A 16,239-nucleotide genomic window follows, 5' to 3' on the forward strand; every position below is an offset into this window, starting at 1 on the left:
CCCATTCTTCCTATCTGGTTACATGTTCTATATAACGCTCAACAAGAAGAATAGGTTGACAACATCAACAGTTATTTACATACAGTCTAAATGATTTTATTCGATAAAAGAGAGACTTTAATATAAATTAACGTTTCTACAGTCGTTGGCGAACCATTTCAAAAAAACAGATAGAGCCTGCAATGGCCACATTTAAGGATTCCTGACCACCCGGCTGCGGAATGGTGACACTTTGCGCATGTGCAAGTGCATAATCTGACACACCCTGACCTTCATTCCCTAATATCCAGACACAAGATTGGGTTAAATCTTGATCATAGATACTGGTCGCCTCGTGCGAGCTGGTCACATAGACCGGAATTTTAAACTGATCAAGTACAACATCAAGCGCAATGTTTTCAAAGGTAAACAGACTAAAATGTGCACCCATCCCGGCTCGTAATACGCGAGGCGACCATAAAGATGCCGAACCTTTGGTGCAAATGACTTGCTTAATATTGGCCGCCGCTGCAGAGCGAAGCAACGTTCCGACATTGCCTGGATCCTGAATGTTTTCCAAAATAAGTGTATCTTGAGAAAAATCGATGGCCTGACTTGATTGAGGTAAGTCGATAATCGCCAAACATGCCAGTGAGGTACCAAGCGTACTTAAATCGCGGTATAAACTTTCTGCTAAAATAAACACGTGGCCAGTATATTGCGCTGCGATGGCGTCAAAATCTGGATGTTTTAATGCGGCTTCAGTGGTAAAAATGCTGTTAATTTTGCGTTGTTGCTGTAACCAAGACAAACATAAATGTGTGCCTTCAAGTACAGTTTGACGGTTCTTTTTACGAAAAGCTTGCTGTTCGATCAGCCCGCGCAAATGTTTAATTTTGGGGTTATCTTTAGATTCAAGATAAATAATCGACATATATAAAAGTCCACTGTGATGCCAAAACTGACATCACAGTCTGATAAAATTACTGATGATAACCGGTCACAAGATCGACTTCATTTTTTGAGCCGATAATGACAGGAACGCGCTGATGAAGATCGTTTGGCTCGATTTCCATGATACGCACGCGACCCGTGGTTGCTGCACCGCCTGCTTGTTCAATAATAAAGCTCATTGGATTGGCTTCATACATGAGACGTAAACGTCCAGCTGAGCTTGGATCTTTCAAATCGTATGGATACATAAAGATACCAGTACGGCATAAAATACGATGAACATCTGCCACCATACATGCGATCCAGCGCATATTGAAATCTTTACCGCGAACCGACGTTTTTCCTGCAAGCAACTCATCGATATAACGTTTAACTGGTGCTTCCCAGTGACGTTGGTTTGAAGCGTTGATAGCGAATTCTTGAGTATCCGCATTAACTTTAACCGACGCAGTCGTCAAGATAAACTCACGGCTTTCGATATCGAAAGTGAAGAAGTCTACGCCTGCACCAAAGGTAAGCGCCATCATAGTTGAAGGCCCATACATAACATAACCGGCAGCAACCTGAGCTGTACCAGGCTGCATGAAGTCAGCAGCTTGCGTCACTGCTTGTTTGGCAGGTAAAACCGAAAAAATAGTGCCGACGCACATATTGATATCAATGTTGCTTGATCCATCTAAAGGATCAAACAAAACCAAGTACTTGCCATCTTGATGACCTGGGGTAAAATCGTCCAGCTCTTCCGATGCAAGGCCACCTACCTGAGGGTGTGCTTGAAGGGCATCAAGCAAAAGATCATTTGATAACACATCGAGTTTTTTCTGCGTTTCACCCTGAACATTTTCGTTACCTGCGCTTCCAAGCAGATCGGCCAATGCTCCTTTTTGAATGGCTTGATCAATTTCTTTACAAGCATTTGTAATTGTTTCAATCACTTGTGCCAACTCAGGTGTCAAATTCCCATTTTTTTGTTGTAGGTATTGAGCCAAGGTGAGATTTGACATACAAAATAACTCCGAAGAAGATGAATAGTGGTGATCTGCAACTGGCGCATAGTTTAGATGAGATTGGACAAAAAGAAAAATTATCTTACTTTATTTCTGGTTATTTTTTGCTTGCAAGCTTGCCATAACATGTTATGTTTAGTGGCATAGGAGAAATCCGAGGGTAGGAGCAGCAAAAATGACGACCAAGAAGTTTGAGCCAAGTCCCACGCCGAGCGAAGCTTTGAGTTTGGATGAGATCTCCAAAGAAAGTATTGCTGCAGCTTGGGAAGGGTATCAAGCAAAACCTGAATATAAAGAGTTTAATAAACACGATTTGATCGAGTCGTTTCAGCACCAAGAAGCAGATTCAAACCATACTTCACAGTAAAAGACATTCATATAAAAAGCGCCTTTCAATGAAGGCGCTTTTTATATTTTTTATCTATTACTTCAACAAAGGAGGAACTGCTTCGTAGTTGATTTCAACGCGACGGTTCTCTTTCCATGCTGCTTCCTCATGACCCGCATTAATTGGCATTTCTTTGCCATAACTCACTGCTTCAAGCTGCTGTGGATTGACGCCATTGGTGATTAGGTAGCTTTGTACTGCTTTTGCACGACGCTCACCTAAGGCCATATTGTATTCACGTGTACCGCGTTCATCTGTATGACCTGTCAATGCAACACGAGAGTTTGCATTTGCCATTAGAAATTGAGCATGTGCTTGAAGTGTTTGATAGTCTTCAGTGGATAAATCACTGCTGTCGTAATCGAAATGGACCACGCGTTTTGCCAGAAAGGCACGATTTGCAGCAGTGACCCCTTTAGATGACGCACCAGTCAGATTTTTTGCATTTAATGCAGCATCTTCACTTAAGCCTTCTGTGCTTACAGTGGTCGTGCCAGTTGGATTCGTTCCAGTGGTCACAGGTGCAGCAGGTTTGCGGCTTGCACATCCTGTCATGATTACCGCTGTTGCCAGCACAGGTAAAACAAATAATTTCACAGCGTTCATATTAATCTCCAGTAAGATTATGTCTAAGCGTTATTTCGGTGCCCACGCAGGTTCTCTCACTTCACCCTGTTCACTTGGTAAATTCATTCGGAAGCGGCCATCTGTCGACATAATAGACAATAAGCCACGACTTCCTTCATAGGTAGCATAGACCACCATCTGGCCATTCGGTGAAAAGCTTGGTGATTCATCAAGGCTGGTTGGGGTCAGAATATTCACGATACCAGTCGAAATATTCATGATGGCCACTTTGTAATTACTACCTGAAGGGCGATGTACCAATGCGATATTCTTACCGTCTGCACTGAGTGTGCCACGTGCATTAAAGGCACCACGGAAGGTCAAGCGCTTAACCGATGAATCATCGAAACTGTAGCGATAAATTTGAGGTGAGCCACCGCGATCTGAGGTAAAAATAAAGGATTTGCCATCTGGTGCATAACGTGCTTCTGTATCAATCGCGTTATCGTTGGTCATGCGCTGTAATTGGCGGGTGGTTAAATCCATTTGATAGACTTCTGGATTGCCGTTCATCGACGCTGTAAATAACATCGATTTGCCGTCTGGAGAAAAACTTGGCGCGCCGTTTAAGCCTTTAAAACTTGCCAAAACTTCGCGTTGCCCCGTTGCTAAATCTTGCAAATAAATAGCGGGTCGTTTGGTTTCAAAAGATACATAAGCAATCTTTTTAGCGTCGGGTGTCCATGCCGGTGATAGAATTGGATCACGAGACGATAAAACGGTTTTAGGTTGTTCGCCATCTGTGTCTGCGATCTGGAGTGTATAACGCTGATTTGGAGTAGCAGGATTACGAAGTACGTAGGCAATACGCCCGCTAAAGTCGCCCGGTATACCAGTGAGGGCTTGATAAATCGCATCACTGATCATATGCGCAGCCTGACGTACGCGCGAAGCTGGAACAGTTAAGACTTCATTTAAAAGATATTGCTGCTTTTGCACATCGTAAAGTTGGTAATGTACTTCAAGTGCATTATTGGCTGCAGGTTTAACATTACCTACCACGACATAGGGAATGCCGGCAGATTGCCATGCTGAAGCCTGCACCTGATCTACCGAAGCTGTAGCGGGTAAATTTTTTGAAGAACTGCTAAAACGACCAGATCGATTCAAGTCGTTTTCCACAATCGGAAACAAGGATTGATCATTTGCAAAAGGCACAATCGCGATTTTAGGCGCTTCTTCAGGCGCCTTTGCAATTTCAAGATGCAATTGGGCAAACGTGTTTGAAGTCACGGTCATCCCGAGAGCCGCAATGAGTGCGAAAGAAAGTAAATGTTTACGCGTCATATCCATAGTCGTGATAGAGGGTCAAATTGAATGGCTTGTGCTGTTTTAGCACGATTACATGCTTTGAATCCATTTAAAGCATGTAATCACAATCAAAAATTATTTTGCTGTAAACGACGAGGTAAACGTACGCGCTTCACGTCGTGCATCTGGGTCTGACGGCATTGGATAAGGGGCGGCTGATCGTACCGCAGCTTCGACACTCGCTTTGACATCTGCATCACTGGAATTCACCACCACCGAAAGTACAGAGCCGCTATCACTTAAAGTGACACGTGCAGTGGCTTTTTTACCAGCTGCACCCATAGGAATATTCCATGCGCGGTAAATTTTCTGCTCGAAATCTTTTTTGGCACTTGAAGCCACGCGTCTAGCTTCAGCTTTCCTCTGTGCCGCTTCTTGCTGTGCTTTTTCTGCTGCAGATTCACGGGCTTCAGCTTCAGCTTTTGCAGCAGCATCCGCTTTGGCTTTTGCAGCAGCATCCGCTTTGGCTTTTGCGGCAGCATCCGCTTTGGCTTTTGCAGCAGCGTCAGCTTTGGCTTTTGCGGCAGCATCCGCTTTGGCCCTTTCTGCTGCTTCGGCTTTGTCTTTTGCAGCAGCATCCGCTTTAGCTTTTGCAGCGGCATCCGCTTTAGCTTTTGCAGCGGCATCCGCTTTGGCTTTTGCAGCGGCATCCGCTTTGGCTTTTGCAGCAGCGTCGGCTTTGGCCCTTTCTGTTGCTTCAGCTTTGGCTTTTGCAGCAGCGTCGGCTTTAGCTTTTGCAGCGGCTTCAGCTTTGGCTTTTGCAGCAGCATCCGCTTTAGCTTTTGCAGCAGCGTCGGCTTTGGCTCTTTCTGCTGCTTCAGCTTTGGCTTTTGCAGCGGCATCGGCTTTAGCTTTTTGAGCGGCTTCAGCTTTGACCTTTTCGGCTGCATCGGCTTTAGTCTTTTCAGCAGCCTCTACCTTGGCTTTTAATCTTTCTTGAGCTTCAGCTCGAGCTTTATCTTCTGCTTCACGCTTTGCTTCAGCTGCTGCTTTTTTTGCTTGTGTCAGCTCTTGAGCTTTTGCGGCAGCCGTTGCTGCTGCGAGTGCGGCGGCATTTGCCTCAGATTGAGATTGCTCTTGAGGACTTGCAGGAATAATGGGAGCTTCTTGATTGGGTGTTTGTGTTGACTGTATGTTCTGTGCGACTTGCGTACTCGTCGTATCTGCTTCTTGAACAGGTAAAGCCAAATCGGCAGGGTTCACCAGTACAGTGGTGATTTTTTTAGGCGGTTCAGGTGGTTTACTTAAGCCCAAATAAAGTAAGCCAACAATTGCCAGCGTATGCACACCAAGTGTAAATCCGAGTGCAATTGATCGTTCTTTAAAAGCGGGCTTTTGAAAATTTTTCATGGGTTACTTTAATGGTTCTGTAAGCAGACCAACTTGTGTTAAACCTGCTGCTTGTAAAGTAGACATGAGTGAAACCACATCGCCATAAGGTCTAGATTTTTCACCATTGACCAATACAGTCAGCTTCTGATTGCTTTGATCAGCCTGAGCTTGAGCCTCTCCTAATATATTTTTGAGCTGATCGAGTGAAACAGGTTCTTCTTTGTGATCTTTATATTGCAGAAAAATCTGGCCATCTTGTCCAAGGGTTACGATTGCGGGTTCTTTAGATTCAATTGGTGTGTTATTGGCTTGTGGTAGATCTACTTTAATACCACTGGTGATCATTGGAGCAGTCACCATAAAAATAACCAAGAGCACCAGCATGACATCAATATAGGGTACGACATTCATGTCACTTTTTAACGGCTTTTTAATGCGCTCAAAGCGCCCGGAACGCTGAATGGCCATTATACGTCTTCCTGAGTGGAACCTACAGATTGACGTTGCAGCAATGCGACCATTTCTTCTGCAAAAAGTGCGCGGTCAGAATAAAGCGCTTCACCCTTAGCTGTATAATGGTTAAAGGCGAGTACCGCTGGAATTGCAGCGAACAAACCGATTGCTGTGGCAATAAGTGCTTCTGCGATGCCTGGTGCAACAGTGGCCAGGGTGACTTGATCAACTGCTGACAAACCGATAAAGGCATTCATAATGCCCCATACGGTACCAAACAGACCAATATAAGGTGCAACAGAACCAATACTGGCCAAGGCACCAAGTCCTTGTTCGAGGCGGCCTTGATCCCGACTCAAACCGACACGTAAAATTCGCTCAGTTCCTTCAATACTTTGAGAGGCGGGAGCATGGCGCTTTTTAAGTTTAAAAAACTCACCCAGTCCATGATAAAAGATATCTTCAAGACCTGTGCGTTTTGAGTTGAGCTGTGCATTGTTGTAAAGCGTATTCAGCTCTGCACCCGACCAGAACATTTTTTGAAAATGTTCATCCTGTTGTGCAGATTTTTTATAGCTCATATGTAACTTGGCAATCAGATACCAACTATAAATCGATGCGAAAAGTAAGATCAACATTACGGCCTGTACCACAGGACTTGCTTGTAAAATAAGATCAGAAATATGCAATGAAGATTGAGCTGGTGTTGCCATAGTTACGTGTGCCAAAGTTTGTTTTTTTAAGCTTGTTCCAATTCTTGAAGAATAAGACCACGAATTTCATCTGGTAAACGACGAGGGCGCAATTCAGCATTTAAACACGCCAGTTCCACTTCACCAGAAGCTAGCATGATTTCACCACGATATATATTTTGTTGCAATACAAATGACGAAGCTTTACATGAAACTACACTTGCTGTAACAGTGATCATATCGTCCATCATGATTGGGCGAATGTACTTCAGTGCAATTTTGTGCACAACAAAGTTATAGTCTTTTTGGTGCCAGTAGTGATCGATGCCAGAGGCACGAAGCCATTCTGTACGAGTTCTTTCAAGATAGCGAATATGGTTAGCATGATAGACGATACCGCCGGCATCAGTATCTTCAATATATACACGAATTTGGAATTCGAATTTATTCGCCATGAGAGTGTTCCGTCTTTTGATTCAATATTGTGTTTTGAGTTGGCGCTGTTCAAAATCTGCGGGAAAAGTAGAAAAATTTGCTCATGCGCCAAGGTTCTACCGCATTGAAGTTTATCAGCTTATCTGAAGCGTCCAATGGCACAACACTCCAATCATCATGATGATTTAAACGAAAAAAAAATTCTGGAATTTTTCCTAAAAATCCAGAATAATTAAGATCTTAGTGGTGCATAATTGTTTAATTTTAAGCAGAGTGCACTTATTTAAATTGCCATCAGTTTCAATTAAGATGGATTCTGATCTTTATTTAACCAAGCATCTTGTACTTTTTGCGCTACATTTGGATAGTCCAAAACAAACCTCACATGTGTTTCAACGCCTGTTTTTAAAGTTGCATCATCGACAATAAAATTAGGATTATGATTTGGTGCGGCTTTGTTAAGTTCAATTGTGCTTGGGGTTGCTCCAAGAAATACAAACAACGATGGCATGTATCGACCATAGTATGAAAAGTCTTCACTCGCGCTGGCATTCGTATCTAGGCGATGTAGTTTTTGCACACCAACAACGGTGTTAAGTGTTGGCAGCATAGATTCAGTTAATATTTTATTATTTGAGGTGACCGGAGCATACTGTGCGATATCAACGTGGGTTTTCACATCATTTGCCAAGCCAATGTGCTCAACCATGACAGGTAAATCTTTTAAAATCGTTTGACGAATATCTTCATGATTAGAACGAATAGTCCCAACCATAGCAACTTGCTCAGGAATAATATTACCTGCCGTGCCTGCCTGAATATTTCCAATACTGACAACGCCCATTCCTTTTGATAAATCGGTACGACGACTTATCAAGGTCTGTAAATTATTGATAATCTCTGCTGAAGCGACAACAGGGTCGCGTCCATACCAAGGTGTTGAGCCGTGTACGGCTTGTCCCGTAACACGAATACGAAGCTGATCTGCACTGTTTAAAATCACACCATCTTTGTAATATAGCTCTCCACTTTTCATACCCGCGATCACATGAAGACCAAATATCACTTCAGGTTTTGGTTGATTTAATGCGCCATCTGCAATCATTTTACGTGATCCAATTTGATCACCCTGAGTAAAGTTATCAATATCTGCACCGCCTTCTTCAGCAGGCTGAAACAGAAACACCACTGTGCCCGCAATTTTATCTTTATGCTGAGCCAGAATTTTTGCAGCGCTCAGAAGCATCGCGGTGTGCGCGTCGTGACCACAAGCATGCATCACGTAACTTTCTTTACCTTGATAGATGGCTTTGGTTTGACTTGCGAAGGGAAGTCCTGTTTGCTCTTGCATAGGAAGTGCATCCATATCGGCACGTAATGCCATTACCGGACCTGGTTTTGCACCTTTTAATATGCCTATCACGCCTGTTTTAGCATAACCGGTTTTTACTTCAATACCATAAGATTTCAGCTCGGACTGGACCAGTTTTGAGGTTTGAAACTCCATATTCCCAAGTTCGGGATGCTGATGGATTTGATGACGTAACTGAATTGTTTGCGGTTCAACTTGTTGAGCTGACTGTTTCACCCAATCGGCATAACTCGCTGTGCAGACTGTAAAAAGTGACAGCGTGCATAGCAGTGCTTTTTTAAATTGTTTCAAGAGAAAATTCCTTTTTCAAAAATCGTTTTTTGTATTTTGATAACGTTATTTTGCCAATTTTATGGCGAAATTGCATGAGCGTATTAAGTATAAAAAAATACTTAATACGTATACTTATTCTTTGATTATTATAAAAATTACAGAAATGATATATGTAAAAAAGCCACGATTTAAATGTGCCAGAGATCAATTTTTTCTCGCTGGCACATTCTTAAAAATTAGCTTTTAGGCTCTGGCGGGGTTAAGCCAAATTGTAAATACGCCATGTTGGTGACAATTCGGCCACGAGCGGTACGCATCACATAACCTTGTTGAATAAGATACGGCTCAATCACATCTTCAAGCGTTCCGCTATCTTCTGCCATAGCGGCAGCCAATGCTTCCACACCTGCCGGTCCGCCATCAAAACGTTCAAGCAGCATGCTTAAGTAACGTCGATCGAGTGTGTCTAGCCCGTCTTTGTCTACATTCAGCATATCAAGTGCACGTTGCGCCATTTCTTGTGTAATTTCACCAGTCCCTTTTACCTGCGCATAATCACGTACTCGTCGGAGCAAACGATTGGCGATACGCGGCGTACCTCGTGCACGACGTGCGATTTCGGCCGCACCCGAATGTGTGATCGGAACATCCATCAGATTTGCAGAGCGCGTCACGATATGGGTCAGATCCTCGACCGAGTAAAATTCAAGACGCTGGACAATACCGAATCGATCACGCAGCGGCGAGGTGAGTAGACCTGCTCGTGTTGTGGCGGCCACTAGGGTAAACGGTGGAAGATCAAGCTTGATCGAACGCGCAGCAGGCCCTTCACCAATCATGATATCCAGTTGATAATCTTCCATTGCTGGATACAGAATTTCTTCGATGACCGGCGATAAACGATGAATCTCATCGATAAACAGCACATCACCTTCTTCAAGATTGGTCAGCATGGCGGCAAGGTCACCGGCACGCTCAAGCACCGGGCCTGAAGTTGACTTGAGGTTTCCACCCATTTCTCTGGCAATAATGTTGGCCAGTGTGGTTTTTCCTAAGCCAGGAGGACCAAAAATAAGCGTATGATCCAGTGCTTCACCTCGGCCACGTGCCGCACCAATAAAGATTTCCATTTGCTCACGAACCACGGGCTGACCAATATAGTCAGCGAGCGAGGTAGGACGAATGGCGCGATCAAAATGATCTTCTGGTTTTTCACTGCCACTGATTAAACGATCACTCATTGACGGCTCACTTCATCATCGATTTTAATGCAGCACGAATAATATCGGCTGCTTCGGTGTGGTTGGCTTTTGCTGCTGCCACTGCTTTTTGTGCTTCTGCTGGTTTATAGCCCAATGACTGTAAGGCGGCTTCTGCTTCTGCCACGGGGGAGTTAGCGCTAAACTGGATCTGTGCTGGCGCCATAGCGGAGCCTGTGCCACTCGGAGTAGATAAGGCTTTGAAGCGATCACGTAACTCTATCATTAAACGTTCGGCTGTTTTTTTACCTACCCCAGGAACTTTAATAAGAGTATTGATGTCATCATGCTCAATGGTATGGATCAGTAAATCAATGCTGAGGGTAGATAAAATGCCCAATGCCATTTTGGGACCAACACCATTCACTTTGAGTAGGGTTCTAAAAACCAACTTTTCTTGTGCATCGATAAAACCAAACAGTTGCTGTGCATCTTCTCGAACCACCAGATGCGTCCATAATGTGACGCGTTGTCCTTTTTGCAACTGACAAAATGTTGATAGCGGCGTGTCGATTTCATAACCGACACCATTGACATTCAGCAATACGGTCGGCGCCTCAAGCGCAAAAACTTCACCAATTAAACAACCAATCATGCGATTCAATCACTCTTCAAATTCAAAAAATACAATAACAAAAATCTTGATACTCCACAGCAAATAACCGGCTGTTGTACAAGCAACTGATTTGATCTGGCGACTAAAATTTAAAACATGCTGACTTTATTGCCTTTGAGCTCTTGCGAAATGGCATAAGCCTGATGGTCGGAAAAACGACTGATAATATCTAAAATCTGCATGATGTTTTGATAGAGATCATCACTCATGATCATGCCAAGATTTTGCAAAATTACCATTAAACGCTGATCTTTAAAGCGTAGCCGCTGTTTTGGTTGAGCAAGCGGAATAAAAGCATCGAGTAAATGCTGCAAACTCGAGTGTGCCAGTAATTCAAGATCCGCTTTGTGTGGATGATCAAAAATTTTATCTCGAGTCAGGTTTTTTGCATTTTGAATACCAATATGAATATCACTTGGGCAATATTGCAATAAACCGCCATTGAGCTTACCCGCCAGTATTTCATCATGATGACGTGCAAAGGCGTTGGTTACTTCTGCAACCAGACGTTTCATCACCCGTCCACGTAAGGCCGCGACTTTCTGATGCCATGTGGCGTGCGGGAGGGTCAGTTCGTGTGGGGTGCCGTAGTCACCAATCAAATTCAGAAAATAAGGCTCAACTTCATCATATTCGAGCATATTCATGCTGATGCCATCTTCAAGATCAATCAGGGCATAACAAATATCATCGGCCGCTTCGAGTAAATAGGTTAAAGGATGGCGACAATAATGATAGTCGCCTAACTGGATGAGCCCGAGTTGTTCTGCAATTTGCACAAGTACTTCTTTTTCAGACTGATAGCAGCCAAACTTGGAGCGCAGATGCGTTGAGTCGATATGGTCAACCGGATGAGACAACCACGGATATTTTAAATAAGCACCCAGTGTAGCAAAAGTGAGTCGCATCCCACCGTCATTGGGGTGATAATCTAGACGCGTTAAAATACGTAAGCCTTGGGCATTGCCTTCAAACTGACATACATCGGCATGCTGTTCGGGGGTAAGGCCTTCAAGATAGCGCTGATTTTCAGCTTCATCGAACCAGTCACGAATCGCATATTCACCTGCATGACCAAAAGGTGGATTGCCAATGTCATGTGCAAGACACGCAGCCTGAATAATGGCACCGATGTCTGATGGAGAAATCCACGCGGGAAGTTCATTCTTGATTTTTTCAGCAGCTAACATTCCTAATGTGCGCCCAACACAAGATACTTCAAGTGAATGTGTGAGCCGTGTGTGAATGCCATCTTGCTGGGTGAGCGGGTGGACTTGAGTTTTGCGGTTTAGTTGCCGAAAACTCGGCGAGAAGATGATGCGATCATAATCTTTATGATATGGGCTACGGGCCAATTCAGTTTTACTTTTTTTACTACCTAAACGAACCGCTGAAAGCAGCTCTAACCAGCGCATTTGTTCCATTTATAACTTTTCTTGAGATCTCTGATTTCATGATGCCAAAAAAAAGAAAAAAGCACTAGATCAGTGCGACAGAAGTTGGCGCTTTTAGTGAAATTTAATTTCTTTTCGTGAATGTGATTATTTTGATGCAATTCATTTAGATAATACGGAATGTTCATCTAGCCGATTTTTGCTTTTCACAGTAGAATATGCGCTCTCTCTAAAGTCACATTGCGGTAAAGTTCATCAGACTTGCCCGTGGAGCCAAAATCAACATGTTTATCGTGGCCGGTGCACCAGCACATTCTTCTTTTAAGAAAGCTCAACTATTAACACGTTTATCGTCAATTAGTTCTGTACAATCTTTTGACAGCCAATGGGTTTATCTGTTTGATCAAGCGCTCAACGAGCAGCAGCATCAATCTGCATTACAACTATTAAATGATGGATCATCGTTTGAGCTGCGTCAGGCGGCAACAGATGAAATCCAAGTTTTGGTGACGCCACGTATCGGCACCATTTCGCCGTGGTCGTCTAAAGCCACCGATATTTTCAAAAACTGTAATACACCGATTCATCGTTTAGAGCGTGGTATTTTGTTTACCCTTAAAGGGATTAGCGAAATGACCCATGAAGTGAAACAAGCACTTCATGACCGCATGACTGAAACAGTTTTTGCAGAAATTGACAGTGCCAATGCATTGTTTTTGGAAACTTCGCCAAAACCGCTCAACTCGATTGATATTTTGGGTGAGGGTAAAGCGGCACTGGTCAAAGCCAACAATGAATTTGGTTTTGCATTGTCTGAGCAAGAAATTGACTACCTTACCGATGCCTTTACTCAATTGGGCCGTAACCCGAACGATATCGAGCTGATGATGTTTGCTCAGGCAAACTCAGAGCACTGCCGTCATAAAATCTTTGGTTCAGAATGGACGATTGATGGTGAAGTACAGCCGTTATCCTTGTTCCAGATGATTAAAAACACCTATAAAGAGTCACCAGACGAAGTGTTATCTGCCTATAAAGATAATGCGTCTGTGATTGTGGGCTACGATACTCAGCGTTTTTATCCAAAAAAAGACAACGACACCGGTCATTATATTTATAAATATAAAAGTCAGGCTGCACACATCCTGATGAAAGTTGAAACCCATAACCATCCAACTGCAATCTCGCCATTTGCGGGTGCTGCAACGGGTTCAGGCGGTGAAATCCGCGATGAAGGCGCAACAGGCCGTGGGGGGAAACCAAAAGCAGGCTTGACCGGTTTTACCGTTTCAAACCTCAATATTCCGGGCTTTGAACAGCCTTGGGAAGACAACTACGGTAAACCGTCACGCATGGCATCTCCACTTCAAATCATGATTGAAGGTCCATTGGGTGGTGCAGCATTTAACAATGAATTTGGCCGTCCGGCATTAAATGGTTATTTCCGTACATTTGAACAAAATGTCAACGGCGAAGTGAAAGGCTTCCATAAGCCAATCATGATTGCGGGCGGTTATGGCAACATTCGTCCAGATCATGTCGAAAAAGATGCAATTCAACCAGGTGATTTACTGATTGTACTCGGCGGACCAGCCATGTTGATTGGTTTGGGTGGTGGAGCAGCATCTTCTGTAGACAGCGGTACCATGGGTGAGAGCCTTGATTTTGCTTCTGTACAACGTGAAAACCCAGAGATGGAGCGCCGTTGCCAAGAAGTGATTGATACCTGCTGGCGCCTAGAAGATTTCAACCCGATTGTGTCTGTTCATGACGTTGGTGCAGGTGGTCTTTCAAATGCGATGCCTGAACTGGTAAACGACCATGAGTTGGGTGCGATTTTAAATTTACGTAAAATTCCATCGCTTGAGCCTGGCATGAGCCCAATGGAAATCTGGTCAAACGAAGCACAAGAACGGTATGTGCTTGCGATTCGTCCAGAGTCTTTGGCTCAGTTTGAAGAAATCTGTGCGCGTGAGCGTTGTCCGTTTGCTGTGCTTGGTGAAGCAACTGAAGCGCGTCATTTAACGGTTGAAGATCCATTGTTTGAAAACAATGCGGTGGATATCCCGATGCAAGTCATGCTAGGTGGTACGCCTCGTATGCAACGTTCTTATGAAAGCATTGAACGTGAAGGTACAGCTTTTGATACGACACAGATCGATTTAAAAGATGCCATTTTCCGTGTACTTAAAAACCCAACTGTGGCATCTAAATCGTTCTTGATCACCATTGGTGACCGCTCGATTACTGGGATGGTGGCACGTGACCAAATGGTTGGCCCATGGCAGGTGCCTGTTGCCGATGCTGCGGTGACCACAACCAGCCTTCAAGGGTACACAGGTGAAGCCATGGCAATGGGCGAACGCCCGCCAGTGGCATTGTTAAACCCTGCGGCATCTGCACGCCTAGCGGTGGCTGAAGCGATTACCAATATTGCATCGGCCAATATCGAACAAATTGGTGACATCAAACTTTCTGCAAACTGGATGGCAGCTGCAGGTCAAAAAGGTGAAGATCAAGCTTTATTTGAAGGTGTAAAAGCCATTGGTATGGAAATGTGCCCTGCGCTGGGCATTGCGATTCCGGTCGGTAAAGACTCGCTTTCCATGCGTACCACGTGGAATGATAATGGTGAAGACAAAGCCGTGACTTCGCCAATGTCGGGTGTGATTACTGCATTTGCACCTGTGAGTGATGTGCGTAAAACCTTAACACCAGAGCTGAAAAAATTTGATGAATCTGTTCTGGTTCGTATCGATTTATCGAAAGGCCAGTTCCGTCTCGGCGCTTCGATTCTCACTCAAGTATACAAGGCAATCGGGACGGTTACGCCAGATGTTGACAGTTTTGATGACTTAAAAGCATTTTTTGCGTTGGTACAAGACTGGAATAATCGCAGTTTAATTCAAGCCTATCACGATATCGGTGATGGTGGCTTGCTCGCTACGGTTGCCGAAATGATGTTTGCATCACGTTTAGGTGTTGCACTTGAACAGCAAAGCATTGAAAGCCTGTTTGCAGAAGAAATTGGTGCAGTGGTTCAGTTAAAAGCTGCAGATTGGGACGCTGTACAAGCTGAAATTTCGGCTTCTAGCCTTAAAGATGCGATTTCGGTAGTTGGCCGTGTGAACAGTTCAGATCAATTAACTGTGAACGGTTTAACTTTTGAACGTGCCGAATTACAACGTGCATGGGCAGAAGTGTCTCATCAAATCCAGCGTTTACGTGACAATGTTGAAACTGCTGACCAAGAATTTGCCTTGATTTCAGATCAAGACCACAAAGGTTTGATTGCACAAGCTACTTTTGATTTAAACGAACCAGTTGAAGCACCTTTCATTGCGACACGTCGTCCAAATATGGCGATTTTGCGTGAGCAAGGTGTCAATGGGCACGTTGAAATGGCGGCGGCATTCGATAAAGTCGGATTCAACACCATTGATGTTCACATGAGTGACTTACTCGCCGGTCGTGTCGATCTTCAAGATTTTGAAGGTTTGGTGGCATGTGGTGGCTTCTCATACGGTGATGTCATGGGTGCAGGTGGTGGCTGGGCCAAATCGGTGCTGTTTAATCCGAAATTACGCGATCAGTTTGAGAGCTTCTTCCATCGTGACAATACCTTTAGTCTGGGGATTTGTAACGGATGTCAAATGCTGTCACAGCTTGCACCGCTTATTCCGGGTGCTGATGCATGGCCACGTTTCCATCGTAACGTTTCGGAAGTGTTTGAGGCGCGTAGCGTAAACGTGCGTGTTGAAAAATCGGTGTCGGTATTGTTGCAAGATATGCAAGGTTCGATCTTGCCAATTGCAGTCGCTCACGGTGAAGGTCGTGTAGTGACAACCGATGCTCATTTGGCGAGCTTAAATGCCAATCAGCAAGTCACTTTACGTTATGTCGACAGCTTGGGTAACCCAACTCAGCATTATCCGCTGAATCCGAATGGCTCACCAGAAGCTGTTACAGGTGTGACCTCTAAAGATGGCCGTGCAACCATTATGATGCCGCATCCAGAGCGTAACTTCCGTGCTATTCAACATTCTTGGTCACCAGAAAACTGGACTGAAGATGGTGCATGGTTACGTATGTTCCGTAACGCACGTAAATTTATTGGCTAATTCAGCCGCATAAAAAAACGCCACCT

General features: G+C 44.2%; 14 protein-coding genes. 2 read left to right on the plus strand and 12 right to left on the minus strand.

Going from position 1 to position 16,239, the window contains the following annotated elements:
* Positions 1–136: 136 nt before the first annotated feature.
* Positions 137–913 (minus strand): RNA methyltransferase, encoded by a 777-nt coding sequence (locus tag QLG00_RS02150; protein ID WP_025094987.1) that lies wholly within the window; start codon positions 911–913, stop codon positions 137–139.
* A 49-nt stretch (positions 914–962) separates the two neighbouring features.
* The gene (locus QLG00_RS02155) at positions 963–1,937 is read right to left on the minus strand and encodes a class 1 fructose-bisphosphatase (protein WP_004939373.1); all 975 of its coding nucleotides are present in this window, start codon (positions 1,935–1,937) and stop codon (positions 963–965) included.
* A 178-nt stretch (positions 1,938–2,115) separates the two neighbouring features.
* Here QLG00_RS02155 and QLG00_RS02160 point away from each other — a divergent pair, with 178 nt between their 5' ends.
* Positions 2,116–2,307: an NF038105 family protein gene (locus QLG00_RS02160; protein WP_004939372.1), complete on the plus strand. Its 192-nt coding sequence runs from the start codon at positions 2,116–2,118 to the stop codon at positions 2,305–2,307.
* A gap of 57 nt (positions 2,308–2,364) precedes the next feature.
* Here QLG00_RS02160 and pal read toward each other — a convergent pair whose 3' ends face one another.
* The 10 genes from pal to QLG00_RS02210 form a co-directional block, all read right to left on the minus strand.
* Complete coding sequence (gene pal / locus QLG00_RS02165; RefSeq protein WP_282470430.1) at positions 2,365–2,934, minus strand: peptidoglycan-associated lipoprotein Pal; 570 nt, start codon at positions 2,932–2,934, stop codon at positions 2,365–2,367.
* Between the two features lie 30 nt (positions 2,935–2,964).
* Positions 2,965–4,248, minus strand: coding sequence for a Tol-Pal system beta propeller repeat protein TolB (gene tolB, locus QLG00_RS02170; RefSeq protein ID WP_004939365.1), 1,284 nt, complete (start codon positions 4,246–4,248; stop codon positions 2,965–2,967).
* A gap of 93 nt (positions 4,249–4,341) precedes the next feature.
* The gene (tolA, locus tag QLG00_RS02175) at positions 4,342–5,616 is read right to left on the minus strand and encodes a cell envelope integrity protein TolA (RefSeq protein WP_282470431.1); all 1,275 of its coding nucleotides are present in this window, start codon (positions 5,614–5,616) and stop codon (positions 4,342–4,344) included.
* Between the two features lie 3 nt (positions 5,617–5,619).
* Positions 5,620–6,066, minus strand: coding sequence for a protein TolR (gene tolR / locus QLG00_RS02180; RefSeq protein ID WP_004939356.1), 447 nt, complete (start codon positions 6,064–6,066; stop codon positions 5,620–5,622).
* A complete protein-coding gene (tolQ, locus tag QLG00_RS02185) occupies positions 6,066–6,764 on the minus strand; it encodes a protein TolQ (RefSeq protein WP_004939353.1) in 699 nt (232 codons plus the stop codon). Before tolQ ends, tolR begins: the two co-directional genes overlap by 1 nt.
* A gap of 26 nt (positions 6,765–6,790) precedes the next feature.
* Positions 6,791–7,198: a tol-pal system-associated acyl-CoA thioesterase gene (gene ybgC, locus QLG00_RS02190; protein ID WP_004939350.1), complete on the minus strand. Its 408-nt coding sequence runs from the start codon at positions 7,196–7,198 to the stop codon at positions 6,791–6,793.
* A gap of 284 nt (positions 7,199–7,482) precedes the next feature.
* Positions 7,483–8,820, minus strand: coding sequence for an amidohydrolase (locus tag QLG00_RS02195; RefSeq protein WP_282470516.1), 1,338 nt, complete (start codon positions 8,818–8,820; stop codon positions 7,483–7,485).
* A gap of 239 nt (positions 8,821–9,059) precedes the next feature.
* Positions 9,060–10,064, minus strand: a complete 1,005-nt coding sequence (gene ruvB, locus QLG00_RS02200) for a Holliday junction branch migration DNA helicase RuvB (protein ID WP_282470432.1) — start codon at positions 10,062–10,064, stop codon at positions 9,060–9,062.
* Between the two features lie 7 nt (positions 10,065–10,071).
* Positions 10,072–10,677 (minus strand): Holliday junction branch migration protein RuvA, encoded by a 606-nt coding sequence (gene ruvA, locus QLG00_RS02205; RefSeq protein WP_025094982.1) that lies wholly within the window; start codon positions 10,675–10,677, stop codon positions 10,072–10,074.
* A 110-nt stretch (positions 10,678–10,787) separates the two neighbouring features.
* Positions 10,788–12,122, minus strand: a complete 1,335-nt coding sequence (locus tag QLG00_RS02210; protein WP_076032032.1) for a deoxyguanosinetriphosphate triphosphohydrolase — start codon at positions 12,120–12,122, stop codon at positions 10,788–10,790.
* Between the two features lie 254 nt (positions 12,123–12,376).
* On the opposite strand from QLG00_RS02210, the gene purL reads away from it, so the two are divergent.
* Entirely contained in the window at positions 12,377–16,213 is a 3,837-nt protein-coding gene (purL, locus tag QLG00_RS02215; protein WP_282470433.1) for a phosphoribosylformylglycinamidine synthase, read from the plus strand.
* Positions 16,214–16,239: the final 26 nt, after the last annotated feature.

Origin of the sequence: Acinetobacter sp. V89_7 (assembly GCF_029967895.1) — a bacterium.
GTDB lineage: Bacteria > Pseudomonadota > Gammaproteobacteria > Pseudomonadales > Moraxellaceae > Acinetobacter > Acinetobacter soli.

Excerpts from the sequence above, each read along its gene's own strand:
- QLG00_RS02150 (WP_025094987.1), bottom strand. The coding sequence starts at position 913 with ATGTCGATTATTTATCTTGAATCTAAAGATAACCCCAAAATTAAACAT.
- QLG00_RS02155 (WP_004939373.1), bottom strand. The coding sequence starts at position 1,937 with ATGTCAAATCTCACCTTGGCTCAATACCTACAACAAAAAAATGGGAAT.
- QLG00_RS02160 (WP_004939372.1), top strand. The coding sequence starts at position 2,116 with ATGACGACCAAGAAGTTTGAGCCAAGTCCCACGCCGAGCGAAGCTTTG.
- pal (WP_282470430.1), bottom strand. The coding sequence starts at position 2,934 with ATGAACGCTGTGAAATTATTTGTTTTACCTGTGCTGGCAACAGCGGTA.
- tolB (WP_004939365.1), bottom strand. The coding sequence starts at position 4,248 with ATGGATATGACGCGTAAACATTTACTTTCTTTCGCACTCATTGCGGCT.
- tolA (WP_282470431.1), bottom strand. The coding sequence starts at position 5,616 with ATGAAAAATTTTCAAAAGCCCGCTTTTAAAGAACGATCAATTGCACTC.
- tolR (WP_004939356.1), bottom strand. The coding sequence starts at position 6,066 with ATGGCCATTCAGCGTTCCGGGCGCTTTGAGCGCATTAAAAAGCCGTTA.
- tolQ (WP_004939353.1), bottom strand. The coding sequence starts at position 6,764 with ATGGCAACACCAGCTCAATCTTCATTGCATATTTCTGATCTTATTTTA.
- ybgC (WP_004939350.1), bottom strand. The coding sequence starts at position 7,198 with ATGGCGAATAAATTCGAATTCCAAATTCGTGTATATATTGAAGATACT.
- ruvB (WP_282470432.1), bottom strand. The coding sequence starts at position 10,064 with ATGAGTGATCGTTTAATCAGTGGCAGTGAAAAACCAGAAGATCATTTT.
- ruvA (WP_025094982.1), bottom strand. The coding sequence starts at position 10,677 with ATGATTGGTTGTTTAATTGGTGAAGTTTTTGCGCTTGAGGCGCCGACC.
- QLG00_RS02210 (WP_076032032.1), bottom strand. The coding sequence starts at position 12,122 with ATGGAACAAATGCGCTGGTTAGAGCTGCTTTCAGCGGTTCGTTTAGGT.
- purL (WP_282470433.1), top strand. The coding sequence starts at position 12,377 with ATGTTTATCGTGGCCGGTGCACCAGCACATTCTTCTTTTAAGAAAGCT.